Origin of the sequence: Altibacter lentus (assembly GCF_000746845.1) — a bacterium.
Lineage (GTDB): Bacteria > Bacteroidota > Bacteroidia > Flavobacteriales > Flavobacteriaceae > Altibacter > Altibacter lentus.
This window is the reverse complement of record NZ_KN050846.1, coordinates 1,784,083-1,796,383: the sequence shown is the minus strand read 5'-3', so window position 1 is coordinate 1,796,383 and position 12,301 is coordinate 1,784,083. Positions and strand designations below refer to the sequence as shown.

Here is a 12,301-nt window from a genome sequence, read left to right as displayed (position 1 = left end):
TAAGTGGCTCAATTCACGGGATTGGCTCTTGGAGTATAGGATTCTAAAAACTCGTTGGTCTTCTCCAGTATCTCTTTCTGTTTGGCGATGCGATTCTTCATCATATAATTATAGGTCGCAAGAATATTCAAGTACGATTTATTATCATAAACCGAAATATCCTGTGGTGACCCGGCAATAAGATCAAAATGTTCTGCGACATAGGGATAATAGTAGTTGGAATAATTCTCTAGTGATGCCTTATCGATTCCTTCGGCCCAGGCATAGTACTCGTATAGACTAATGATCGCATCTCGCAGTTCAAGATTTTCAAAAAAACGGATATCCCCCGAGGTGACCATAGTATTATAGGCGGTTTTTTTGTAATATGCATTGTTATAGCTCAATACACGCAACCCTAAGTCATTAATAGACCTTAAATCGCCCTTATTACCAATCAAAGCGATCAGAGAATCGATATTTTCACTTAATCGTTCCGATGCTTTAATTGTCTGTTCAATATTTTCCCTGTTAAAACGTGCTTCTTGCACCACGTTTTCTACATGTCGATCTATAAGAAGCTGTTCTTTCTTTTCTTCGGAACAGGTGTTGAGTTGAAAAGCGATCAAAATTCCCACAATCACCACGATAAATTCCAGGAAATGATTGAGCCAGTCGATTTTTTTTGTTCCCCGCATCGTAGGTTTAATTTATAGCGTCCCCTCGTAACGTTCGGAATTTTTTACGTGCTTCCACAAAAAAGATGCTATCTGCAAAATTGAAGATGATCTGTTCGTAGAATTCCTTTGCCTTCTCCGGGAGTTGCAAGTTTGTTTCATATAATTTAGCAAGCCTGAAATGAGCGTCGTCTGCCAGGATATCATCTGCATAAAATTCAATAAGCTTTAGGTAATTCGCTTCGGCTTTAGAGAATTGATTCGTGCGTTCATACAGTTCTCCCTGTTTCAACAGGGCTTCATCTTCGATCTTCTCTCCCTTGTGATTTACAAGGATATCCTCCAGAACGGTGATAGCATCTTCATTTTTATTCTGAAGGGCCAGCAGATCTGCCCGCGCATATTTCTTCAAGGCAGTTTGTGTAGAGTCTTCCAGCGTATTGTCCCGAATCATCAAACTTAGTTGCATGGCATCATTTGCAATAAGTTGTGAGGCTGATTTCTTCAATACGTCCAGCTGCACCTGCGCCCATTCAAAATCTCCTTTGAAATAACTGGTTCGGGCTACTTTAAAGCGGGCTTCCTGCGCCAAGACATCGCTGTTTATCTTTTTCTGAATTTGTGAATAGTAGATGAGCGCTTGATTGAACTTTTCATCAAAAACCAAGATATCCGCCAATTCCATTTTTACCCGTGCCTCTTGATAGGCGGTCAATCGTTGTGCGATCAATTCTTTTAAATTGGTAATGGCTGTTTCTTTTTTACCAACCTTAAATGCTAAAAAATGATTGTACTCAATTTGAAGTAAATAGGTTTGTGGTCCGCGACCATAGGTGTCGAATAATTGCTCGAATTTGGAGGCAACACTGGCGTAGTCTTCAGGTTTGGCAGTGGCAAGCTCAATTTTCATGAGAAATTGATGTCCTTGTAATTTTGCTTCGGCGGTGGCGGCATTCTCAATAACAAAATCCACCATAGCTCTTGCATTTTCGTAATCTTCTTCAGAAATAGCAATCAGTGCCACGTCAATAATACCATTCAAACTTTCTTCGCCTTGTCGTTTGTAGATCGCTTTTTCCTGCGTAAAGGCTTTTTTGAATTCTTTTTGCTGAATGAACAACCAACTCAACAACTGATTGTAAATGATCTCCGGCTGCTGTTGTGACTTCTGAAGCAATGTCTTGCGCAATATCTCGTTGGCTTCGTTAAGAGGATCCTCATTGATATACAAACTAAAATTGCGTTGGGCCACCGCTCTGTACGCCGGATTACTTATCATAAGATCCAGATATTTGGAGAACATTTGCGCTAAATTCCCTTGTTCGCCATAGATACGTGCCAATTGCGCATTGAAATCCTTGGTAGGGTCTTGGGCCATAGCTTCTTCGTAGACCGTCACGGCCTCGTCCAGAAGACTGTGCCGGGAGAAGGCATCACCAATGGTGTAGGAGTAATTAGGATTTTCCTTAGCATATTGAACGGCTTTCGCATAATTCTCATTGGCCTCGGTTTCGTTGTTTTGCAAGGAAAAATTATAGCCTAATTCTACAAAGAACACAGGGTTCACGTTGCGCCGGTTCAAGCGGTCGGTGATGAGTTGAGCAGCTTCAGAAAAACGTTCCATTTGCTGGTTCGATTGTACCAATGCCATGAAGTAGTCCATACGACCCGGATTTTGCTCGTACAGTTTTTGGTATAAGGATAAGGCCTTTTCGTATTCCCCCTGCTCGAAGTAATTTTTAGCAAGCAGCTCATTTTGAGCAAAACTTGCCGCAAAAGTTAAAAAAAGGAAACATGTGATGAGATATCGCATTCGGTAAATATAACGATTTGCTTTCTGAAATGTATAGCAAAAATAAAGCCGTAGTTTTTCTTAAATCCAAGAACTACTGCAACACATCTTCCGAAGAAAGTTTAGTCGATTGTATCAAACCCGCAATAAGGCACCAATACTTTAGGAATCTTGATTCCGGAAGGTGTCTGGTAGTTCTCCAGGATACCGGCCAGCACACGCGGCAATGCCAACGCACTTCCGTTAAGTGTATGGACCAACTTATTTTGACCATCGGTATCTTTGAATCGAAGCTTCAGGCGATTGGCCTGAAAGGTCTCAAAGTTGGAAACCGATGAGATCTCCAGCCATCGGTCTTGCGCAGTGGAAAAGACTTCAAAGTCATAGGTAAGCGCAGATATGAAGCCCAAGTCGCCCCCACACAAACGAAGGATGCGGTAGGGCAGTTCCAGTTCGCGCAGGATCTCTTTTACGTGTTCCACCATGCCGTCCAGGGCAGCATAACTCGCATCGGGGTGTTCGATACGAACGATCTCCACCTTATCGAATTGATGCAGTCTGTTTAGGCCGCGAACGTGTGCGCCATAACTTCCCGCTTCTCTTCGGAAACAAGGCGTATAGCCCGTGCACGTGATAGGCAGAACATTGTGAGCTAGAAGATCGCCCCTAAACATATTGGTTACGGGCACTTCTGCTGTAGGAATAAGATAGAGGTCGTCGATTCCTACATGATACATTTGGCCTTCTTTATCGGGCAATTGGCCTGTACCAAAACCGGAAGCTTCATTCACCAAATGGGGTACTTGATATTCGGTATAGCCGGCGGCAGTATTCTTATCGAGGAAATAGGCGATCAAAGCACGCTGCAGGCGTGCGCCCTTCCCTTTGTAGACCGGAAATCCCGCACCTGTTATCTTCACACCTAGTTCAAAATCGATAAGGTCGTATTTTTTTGCCAGTTCCCAATGTGGGAGTGCTTCGCTGTCCAGAGTAGGGATATCGCCCTCCCGAAATACCTCTTCATTGTCGTTCTCATCGGTTCCTGCCGGTACGAGTTCGTTGGGAATATTTGGAATAGTGTACAATAGCTGTTGCAGGCGATCGGAAGCCGCTGTAAGTTTATCGGTAAGCTCTTTAGACGCTTCCTTAAGCTGTGTTGTTTTCTGCTTTAACAGATTTGCTTTCTGGGTCTCTCCACTTTGATAGAGTTTTCCGATCTCTTTTGAAAAGGTATTGGACTGTGCCAAGGTTTCATCCAATTGAAGTTGTGTATTGCGTCGTTCTTCATCGGCTTTCAACACTTTCTCAAAAAGGTCTTCGGCGGCAACGCCTCGTTTGGCAAGCGCTGCGATATATGCTTCTTTGTGTTCCCGAATCTCTTGTACCTGTAACATGTGTGGTGCTTTTAGGGCAGCAAATTTACGGAAATAGGCTTATTTATCGCTAGACTTTTTATCATATTCCCGCTCCATATAGTTTTTAGGTGAAGGGAGGATCCAGTCGTGATGTTTAAAATGGTACCATTTCTCTGCAGCGAGATCTACAGTAGGTTCAATTAGGGCAAAATAGGCGCCCCCGTTTACCCGTATACGCGCATCCATATAGACCTCTACATCTCTTCCGGCGGCGGCTTCTTTTTGCTCAATGCGTTGTGCCAATTGCCAAAGCAGATCGGGTTTGGACTGGACGGCCCGCAATTGTTTTTTTGATAAAAGTGTGTGATGCGGATAGCGAACCCGTTTTCCGGTCTCCTTGTCCACGGTCCATACTGAGAGACTTCCGCTTTTACTGCGCAGCATCATACGCCAGCTAAGGCGGTGCCCTTCCTCGGTCCAAAGGACATCATCTTTGAAGAACCAATGTCGCAGTGGTAGTGCCATTTGTACCATAAAATAGACTGAAAGCACACCGATTAGGAGTTTTTTATGCTTCGGAACAATGATCTCCCCTTTTGTATAGGGTGTTTTTTTGGGTAAGAATCGCTTCTGAAGTATTTCAGGAGAAAAGAAAAAAAGTGCAAAGGCGATCGACATATAAGGAAAGATGCCGATCTGAAATACGAATGAATTGAAAAGATGAAAGAAGATCGATATAATAAAACCAAGTAAGCGGGTGCGCTTCCACAACATTAGCGGAACGATAAGAAGGTCGAATAATATACCAACATAAGCGATCGACCAGTGTACCCAGTTTTCCTGAAGCAGACCACCAATAAGCCAATAATCGCTTTTGCCTTTCATAAAAAGGGCCGGCACCGAAGCATTTAACCAATCCGGGTACCATTTTGCAACCGATGCATACGTGTAAACGATCCAGACTTGAAGAATGAGGAACCACAATACCCATCTTGGCATAGACGGCGATCTTAGATCGGTATTTTGTTTAGCATCTAAGGAGAACCAACGATGTGCCGGAAGGAATACCATGATCCAGCACAGCAACATCATAAGATAATAATGGTTGTTGTAGGAGGTCTTTTGCATAAGATAGACGCAGGTCCACATGAGGGCATAAGCCGCCATACTGTATCGATACTTATATCCTAAGGTTACCATCACCCCAAACACTCCCATGAGCGCAAAGTAGTAATACATGCCGGGGCCGGGCAGGGGTTGCAGGAAATCGAAACCTATAAAATTGAAAGTGAATTCCGGTTCGACCAGGGTGCGGCGAACCCAGCCTGTGGCAATGGCGCCAAAGGCTTCAACAGTGATCAAGAAACCAAATATTACCCGAAAGAGGACGAGTCCGGTATTGTCAATATGTTTGAACAACCATTTATTCATGTTCCTCCAAATAGCTACGTGCAAATTGCTCGTCCTTTTCTATAGCCTGCTTCAGGCGGTCGACATCCTTAAAATGCGCTTCATCGCGAATATGCGTTAAGAATTCAATACGCAAGGGTCTGTTATAAAGATCTTTGTCAAGGTCCAGAAAATAGGTTTCAATAGTTGTTTCGGTGCCTCCCACCGTAGGATTTGTCCCGATGCTGGTTATACCATGAACAGTGATTCCGTCAATGTTCGATCGAACCACATATACTCCGTTTTTAGGGATGAGCTTATAATTTTCAGGAATTTCAAGATTTGCCGTAGGATAGGTTAAGGTTCTTCCTATTCGTTTTCCGCGTATCACGCTTCCCGTAAGCATAAAGGGATATCCTAAAAAGTTATTTGCCGTAGTGATATCCCCGGCAAGTAGTGCCTTTCTTATTTTGGTAGAACTCACTGCTACTTCGTCCAATTCCTGGGCACTGATTTCTTCGACCTCAAAATGATACGTTTTTCCGAAGTCGCGCAGATCTTCGATGGTCGCAGTTCGATTTCGGCCAAAACGATGGTCGTATCCAATAATGATCTTTTTGGCTTTTAATTTGTTGACCAGAATATCCCGAACATATTCAACCGCAGTAAGTCGCGAAAAGGCGTGCGTAAAAGGATGGATCACAAGGTGATCAAGACCAGTTTGTTGGAGCAATTCTTTTTTTTCAGAAATGGTATTGATAAGCTGAAGGTTGGTATCGGTTTGCAGCACCATTCGGGGATGCGGGAAAAAGGTAAGCAATACCGAATCCAGATCTTCTTTCCTGGCGGTAGCGACCAACCGCTGTAAGATAGCCTTGTGGCCAATGTGAACACCGTCAAACGTTCCAATGGTCACCACGGTTTGACGCTCGTTGGTAAATGCTGCTGCTGAAGAATATTCTTTCAAATCATTTTCCGTTAAAAGTGTTCATAGTAAGTGAAATTCCGGCCAATCCAAAGGATTCGATCACGTCGCAGCCTTTTTCCAGACGCTCTGGTAGTTGCTGCAGTTCTTGTTCGTCCCACGTTCCCAAGACATAATCGACTTGCCTTCCTTTGGAAAATTCGTCACTAATTCCAAAACGAAACCGGTTGTATTGGGTGGTTTGAAGTGTATTTTGAATATCTTTTAGCCCGTTATGCCCGCCATCACTTCCTTTGGTTTTAATGCGAATGGTGCCGAAAGGCAGATTGAGATCGTCTGTAATGACCAACAGATGCTCCAGGGGTATTTTTTCTTTTTCCAGCCAGTAAGCCACAGCTTTCCCGCTAAGGTTCATATAGGTATTCGGCTTTAAAAGAAGAAAGGAGCGTCCCTTCTTTTTGTGGGTGGTAACGTCTCCAAGACGTGCCGTTTCCCACGTAAGGGATTCTCGTGCGGCCAGGTGATCCAACATCTTGAAACCAATATTGTGACGTGTGTTTTCGTATTTAGGACCAATGTTTCCCAATCCTGCAATAAGAAATTTCTTCATAGGGTCGCCTTCGGTGTAAGGATGATCTTTTTTGGTTGCAAAAAGTTTCTTTAAAAAAGCAAACATAGCAATTGTTTAACTTCAGTAAAAATAAAAAAAGCATCCCGATTCCACGAGATGCTTTTCATTTATATTCAAGATAAGAAAGTTATTCCTTAACAGCTGCTACGTCGTCTGTTTCAGTTGCCGGAACATCTCCTGCTTCAGTTTCTCCTTCTTCTCCTTCTTCATCGGTTTCTTCCTCTTCAAGATCCGCAATAGCTGTTCTAGAAGTTCTAATCTGGCAGATAACCGTGTTGTCCGGGTGTAAGATCTTATAATCGTCTGTCTGTACCGCAGTAACATACATTTTTGCGCCAATCTTCATTTCTGTAATATCGGCTTCGATAAAATCCGGTAAGTTTTCAGGCAAAGCCTTGATGCGCAACTTACGTGTTACTACGCGCAATACACCACCATTTCGTACACCACGGGAATTACCCACAATACGAACAGGAATCTCCATCATCACTTCTTTATCGTCGTAGATTTGGTAGAAGTCCATGTGAAGGATTCGGTCATTTACCGGGTGGAATTGAATGTCTTGAAGAATGGCGTTCACTTTAGTTCCATCTTCTAAGGCAATTACAACTGTATGTACATCGGGGGTGTACACTAAGTGTCTAAATGCCAGTTCATCTGCTGAAAAGTGAATAGGCTTATCCCCTCCGTATACTACGCAAGGAACCTTTCCAGCATTACGTAAGGCTTTGGTCGATGCCTTGCCCACGCTTTCTCTTTGAGATCCGTTAATTGTAATTGATTTCATTGTAAAATATTAGTTATAAATGTGTTTTCCCGTTTAAAAGGGGTGCAAATGTAGGGATTTAATAAATAAGAGTAAAGAAAAATTCTAAAAGAAAATGCAGGGCTTCGCTTTACACGTTATGCCTTGTGACAAAGCCATTCCCGGGTCTTTCGCTTTTTCGATCAGTCTGCTTATACACGGCTACATCAAGAACTTAGAACTGATCGACTGATTGGTATGGACGCTCAACATGACGTCGGCAAAAAGATTTGCACAACTCAGTACCCGAATTTTTTTACTTTCTTGTCGTAATGGGATAGAATCGGTAACAATGAGTTCTTCCAGTTTCGATTTCTCCAGTCGATCGTACGCACTGCCGGACAGAATGGGATGTGTACAGATCGCGCGTACACTCAAAGCGCCGCGTTCCATCATCAGGTCGGCTGCTTTAGTAAGTGTTCCGGCAGTATCTACCATGTCGTCTACCAAGACCACGTTCTTGCCTTCCACATCCCCAATAAGTTCCATATGAGAGATCACATTGGCCTTTTCACGTTGTTTATAACAGATCACCACATCACTTTCCAAAGCTTTGGAATATGCATAGGCACGTTTGGATCCGCCCATGTCGGGAGAAGCGATGGTGAGATTGTCCAAGTTTAATTTTTTGAGATAAGGCAAAAAGATGGTGGAGGCGAACAAGTGGTCCACGGGTTTTTCAAAAAACCCTTGGATTTGATCGGCGTGAAGGTCCATGGTGATGATTCGTGTCGCTCCTGCCGCTTCCAGCATTTTGGCAACCAACTTCGCTGCAATAGGCACTCTGGGTTTATCTTTTCTATCTTGACGTGCCCATCCAAAGTAGGGCAATACGGCAGTAATATGTCTTGCAGACGAACGTTTGGCCGCATCCAGCATCAAGAGCATTTCCATAAGATGATCGCTGTTGGGATGCGTAGAACCAATAATAAAAACCCTGCTTCCGCGCACCGACTCCTCGAATGACGGTTGGAATTCGCCATCGCTGTAATGCGAAGTGATCACATTTCCCAGAGGAGTTCCAAAGGCTTTGGCGATGGACTCTGCGAGTACTTGACTTTGTTTACAGGCGAAAATCTTGGGTTCCGGAGTTTGCGTTGGCATAGCGTTGAATGAGATAGCGGTTGGTGAACTGCAAATGTAAATGAATAGCAATGCTTTCAAAAAAAATGATAGAAAGAATTACTAACAAATTACAATTTATTGTTTATTTTTGCCATCCGTTTCTTTCGGAGACTGCGTTGCGGTCCTATGCTCGAGTGGCGGAATTGGTAGACGCGCTGGATTCAAAATCCAGTGACTTCGGTCGTGTGGGTTCGATTCCCACCTCGAGTACAAAATCCCCTTACGATTGTTCGTTTGGGGATTTTTCTAAATACCCGTATATGTTTTTTGTTTATGCTATTTCAAGTTTGTGCAGAAACTATATCTATGTTGGAATGACTGATAATCTTGAACGTCGGGTTCAACAGCACAACGATGGCAAGAAAAAGACTACAAAGCCATACCTACCATATATTCTTCTTTATTCTGAAAGTATAGATAATAGGATCGATGCCAGAACACGTGAAAAGTATTGGAAGTCTGGAACAGGCAAAAGGCAGCTTCGCCAAATGAGGGAATCACTAAATAAATAACCTGGATTCAAAATCCAGTTCTTTCGAGAGTGTGGGCCTGCCTGTCGTGCCTTGGCAGGCAGGTTCGATTCCCACCTCGAGTACAAAAAGTGCTTCTTGTAAAAAGAGGCACTTTTTATTTTTTAATAAATTTCTGAAGATCTCTTCCTATAGCAGTAACCATCTCCAAAAAGTACAATCCTTCCGAAAGTGCTGAAACATCCAGCACGCTTGTATTTTCAGTAAACTCCATTACTTTCTTTCCCGAAACGGCATACACCGAAAGCGATTCGATCGCTTCCCCTTCCGAAGTAATAAAAAGTGATTCCGTCGCCGGATTGGGATACAACGTGAAGGTTTTCTTTTGATTATCGGGTATTGAGAGCGGAGCATTGGTAAACCACAACTCAAAGCCGGGTGCACTGTAAAGCAATAAATTTTTAACTCCGGAACCATCGTTATAAGCCTCGTACGTATAAGCCGCACCTTCCCAAAAATAACCGAAATAATCATCTTCCAGAGTCACATGGGAGGCCGGAGGATTGGTGCAGGTGCCACATAGGCAAATATCAAAAAAGTCCAATACCAATTTGTCATTGGAACTGTTGTAACTAAAAAAACCTCCGTACTCATTACAAACGATACCTGTAAAATTTAGATTGGAGTCAATCACTAAAGTAGGATTAATACGCGGGCTTACATCTTCTACATAAAAAGTATCACCAAGATCATAGCTGTATGATTTAAGATACCAAGTGTCGTAAAGCTCCGCATCCTGGGCAATGCATTGAAGGCTTAAGCACATTGCTACAAAAAGAGAAAAACAATTTTTCAAATCTACTCTTTTATAAATTTTTGAATAGCTTTTCCACTTGAAGCAGCTATTTCTATAAAGTATACCCCCGGCGATAGACTTGAAATGTCAACACGGTTTGACTCAGCTTTTAAATCAACCATTTTCTGCCCAATCATGGAATAGATTGAGATGGATTCTATAAGTATTCCCGTGGCAGCAATAATAAGTTCATCCCCCGCAGGATTTGGATAAAGGGAGAATGTAATCTCATTATGGTCTTTAACCCCCAGAACAGGTGAATTTTGAAAATTCATATATCCTGCGGCGGTATTGGTTGTATTTAGAAAAGCTCTTTCGGTCGTAGTGTCGTATGCGGTAAAGAACAAATTACCACTTTCGGCAAGTACTTTTTCATAATCTTCTTCGAATGTTATGTGGTCCGCGTGCGAACAATCGTTATTGGTCTTAGAAAAATTATCAATGTAATACCCCCCGTTGGTTGTATCTTCTATAAAAGTTCCACTAAATGTATTACAGGCTGCTTGGGCTGTGAACTCATAATTGGGCATAATCACCAAGGTTGGATCAATAGGAGGTTCAATCTCTAAAATATTTAAACTCTCCTCCATATCATTATAATAATTTCTTAAGTACCATGTGCCAGGAACAGTACCTTCTGACAGGAATGGTTCACGCTGAAATACAAGACCAAATCCGGGGGCAAAATCTAATTCCAAAAATTCATTATCATTAGGATCTGTGTAAAGCCAATAACTTACTATTCCTTCATAGCTATATTCACCACTAATGACACCGAAAAAAAAGTCCTCATTATTATTTTGCGTAGGAGTTCCACAGTCAAAATTGGTTCGTGTAAAGGAAACAGGAATAAAATGTGGATTACCACTGCCTTCCTCATATTGTCCCGAATATGAATTACAATTAACAGCACCCTCATAACTAAGGTCTGTATTTAAAATGAAGTAAGGATTATTACCACCAAAGTCTTCATGATTTATATACCAAAAAGGCCCTAAGTCTCCTACTGTTGCAAACATATACCATGTGCCATAGAGGTTGGGGTCTTGCGAAAAACTCTGGAAAGTACACCCCATCCCGAGTATGAAAAGTAACAGTTTTTTCATAGGCATAAAAATTAAAACCGGGGAGTTCGTTTAAAGATATGAAAATTCTCACATATTGCATATATTTGACGAAATCTAACACCCCCAAAACTCCATGTCCGATTTCTGGTTATATTTTAAACTGGGCTTAGAACACGTTCTCGACTGGAAGGCCTACGACCATATCCTATTTTTGATCGTGCTTTGCGCGGCTTATACATTCAATTCCTGGAAACGGTTATTGTTACTGGTCACCTTATTTACCATAGGTCATACCATTTCACTCCTTATGGCCAATTACAACGTGGTGAGTGTCTCAACACGCTGGATCGAATTTCTTATCCCGGTAACGATACTGGTAACGGCCTTATTCAATTTATTTACAGCAGGGAAAGAAAAGCGAGCAGAAAAACTGGGTCTCTTCTACATTGCAACCGTGTTCTTCGGACTTATTCACGGATTTGGATTTGCTTCGTATTACAAAATGATCAATGCGGACAATGACATACTCCCATTATTGGAATTTGCATTAGGCGTGGAAGCGGCTCAAATAATTGTGGTTATAATTGTATTGATCCTGGCGTTTATTTTTCAAATGTTATTCCGGTTTAATAAGCGGGACTGGGTATTGGTAGTATCTTCCATAGTGATTGGAATGATCATTCCAATGCTTATCGAAAACTGGATCTTCTAACACACAACAAACTTTTATAAACATTTAACAGCCAGAATTTTTGATAGGCTGTAACTTCGGCTTAATTTCGCTACTTATTATTTAATATGGCTCCCAAAAAACAGCACAAGTACGATGTTGCCTATCTTCGAATGGCACAGGAATGGAGTAAGTTGTCTTATTGTCTTCGGAAACAAGTTGGCGCACTTATTGTTAAGGATAAGATGATTATTAGCGATGGATACAATGGAACACCCACCGGTTTTGAGAATTTTTGCGAAGATGAAGAAGGGTATACAAAATGGTATGTGCTCCATGCTGAAGCGAACGCGATCTCTAAAGTAGCTTCATCTACCCAATCCTGTAATGGAGCAACATTGTATATTACCATGTCTCCGTGTAAGGAATGCAGCAAATTAATCCACCAGGCAGGAATTAAGCGGCTGGTTTATTTTCAGGAGTACAAGGATAATTCCGGCGTGAAATTTTTAGAGAAAGCAGGCGTTAGTATAACGCACATCACAGATCTAAATAGTTAG

Annotated in this window: 13 protein-coding genes and 1 tRNA gene; 4 read left to right on the top strand and 10 right to left on the bottom strand. The window is 42.2% G+C overall.

The window, feature by feature from the left end; translation table 11 throughout:
* Nucleotides 1-8: 8 nt before the first annotated feature.
* From JS40_RS08290 to JS40_RS08255, 8 genes are all read right to left on the bottom strand, one after another.
* Nucleotides 9-677 (bottom strand): DUF6090 family protein, encoded by a 669-nt coding sequence (locus tag JS40_RS08290; RefSeq protein WP_034259806.1) that lies wholly within the window; start codon nt 675-677, stop codon nt 9-11.
* Between the two features lie 7 nt (nt 678-684).
* Nucleotides 685-2,469: a tetratricopeptide repeat protein gene (locus tag JS40_RS08285; protein WP_034259805.1), complete on the bottom strand. Its 1,785-nt coding sequence runs from the start codon at nt 2,467-2,469 to the stop codon at nt 685-687.
* Nucleotides 2,470-2,570: 101 nt separating this feature from the next.
* Nucleotides 2,571-3,842, bottom strand: a complete 1,272-nt coding sequence (gene serS / locus JS40_RS08280) for a serine--tRNA ligase (protein WP_034259802.1) — start codon at nt 3,840-3,842, stop codon at nt 2,571-2,573.
* Between the two features lie 39 nt (nt 3,843-3,881).
* Nucleotides 3,882-5,234, bottom strand: coding sequence for an HTTM domain-containing protein (locus JS40_RS08275; protein WP_034259801.1), 1,353 nt, complete (start codon nt 5,232-5,234; stop codon nt 3,882-3,884).
* Complete coding sequence (locus JS40_RS08270; RefSeq protein ID WP_034259799.1) at nt 5,227-6,159, bottom strand: bifunctional riboflavin kinase/FAD synthetase; 933 nt, start codon at nt 6,157-6,159, stop codon at nt 5,227-5,229. Before JS40_RS08270 ends, JS40_RS08275 begins: the two co-directional genes overlap by 8 nt.
* A 1-nt stretch (nt 6,160) precedes the next feature.
* On the bottom strand, nt 6,161-6,793 hold the full coding sequence (pth, locus tag JS40_RS08265) for an aminoacyl-tRNA hydrolase (RefSeq protein WP_034259798.1): 633 nt from the start codon (nt 6,791-6,793) through the stop codon (nt 6,161-6,163).
* A gap of 82 nt (nt 6,794-6,875) precedes the next feature.
* The gene (locus JS40_RS08260; protein WP_034259797.1) at nt 6,876-7,535 is read right to left on the bottom strand and encodes a 50S ribosomal protein L25/general stress protein Ctc; all 660 of its coding nucleotides are present in this window, start codon (nt 7,533-7,535) and stop codon (nt 6,876-6,878) included.
* A 180-nt stretch (nt 7,536-7,715) separates the two neighbouring features.
* The gene (locus JS40_RS08255) at nt 7,716-8,657 is read right to left on the bottom strand and encodes a ribose-phosphate pyrophosphokinase (protein ID WP_034259795.1); all 942 of its coding nucleotides are present in this window, start codon (nt 8,655-8,657) and stop codon (nt 7,716-7,718) included.
* A gap of 149 nt (nt 8,658-8,806) precedes the next feature.
* Here JS40_RS08255 and JS40_RS08250 point away from each other — a divergent pair.
* Nucleotides 8,807-8,888: transfer RNA gene (locus JS40_RS08250), tRNA-Leu, on the top strand.
* Between the two features lie 50 nt (nt 8,889-8,938).
* Nucleotides 8,939-9,190 (top strand): GIY-YIG nuclease family protein, encoded by a 252-nt coding sequence (locus JS40_RS08245; protein ID WP_034259794.1) that lies wholly within the window; start codon nt 8,939-8,941, stop codon nt 9,188-9,190.
* A gap of 115 nt (nt 9,191-9,305) precedes the next feature.
* Here JS40_RS08245 and JS40_RS08240 read toward each other — a convergent pair whose 3' ends face one another.
* Together JS40_RS08240 and JS40_RS08235 are read right to left on the bottom strand one after the other, a co-directional pair.
* A complete protein-coding gene (locus tag JS40_RS08240; RefSeq protein WP_152558159.1) occupies nt 9,306-10,004 on the bottom strand; it encodes a T9SS type A sorting domain-containing protein in 699 nt (232 codons plus the stop codon).
* 2 nt (nt 10,005-10,006) lie between these two features.
* On the bottom strand, nt 10,007-11,110 hold the full coding sequence (locus JS40_RS08235; RefSeq protein WP_160172962.1) for a T9SS type A sorting domain-containing protein: 1,104 nt from the start codon (nt 11,108-11,110) through the stop codon (nt 10,007-10,009).
* Nucleotides 11,111-11,204: 94 nt separating this feature from the next.
* On the opposite strand from JS40_RS08235, the gene JS40_RS08230 reads away from it, so the two are divergent.
* Both JS40_RS08230 and JS40_RS08225 read left to right on the top strand, forming a co-directional pair.
* Nucleotides 11,205-11,783, top strand: a complete 579-nt coding sequence (locus tag JS40_RS08230) for a HupE/UreJ family protein (protein WP_034259786.1) — start codon at nt 11,205-11,207, stop codon at nt 11,781-11,783.
* Between the two features lie 86 nt (nt 11,784-11,869).
* Nucleotides 11,870-12,301 (top strand): deoxycytidylate deaminase, encoded by a 432-nt coding sequence (locus JS40_RS08225; RefSeq protein ID WP_034259785.1) that lies wholly within the window; start codon nt 11,870-11,872, stop codon nt 12,299-12,301.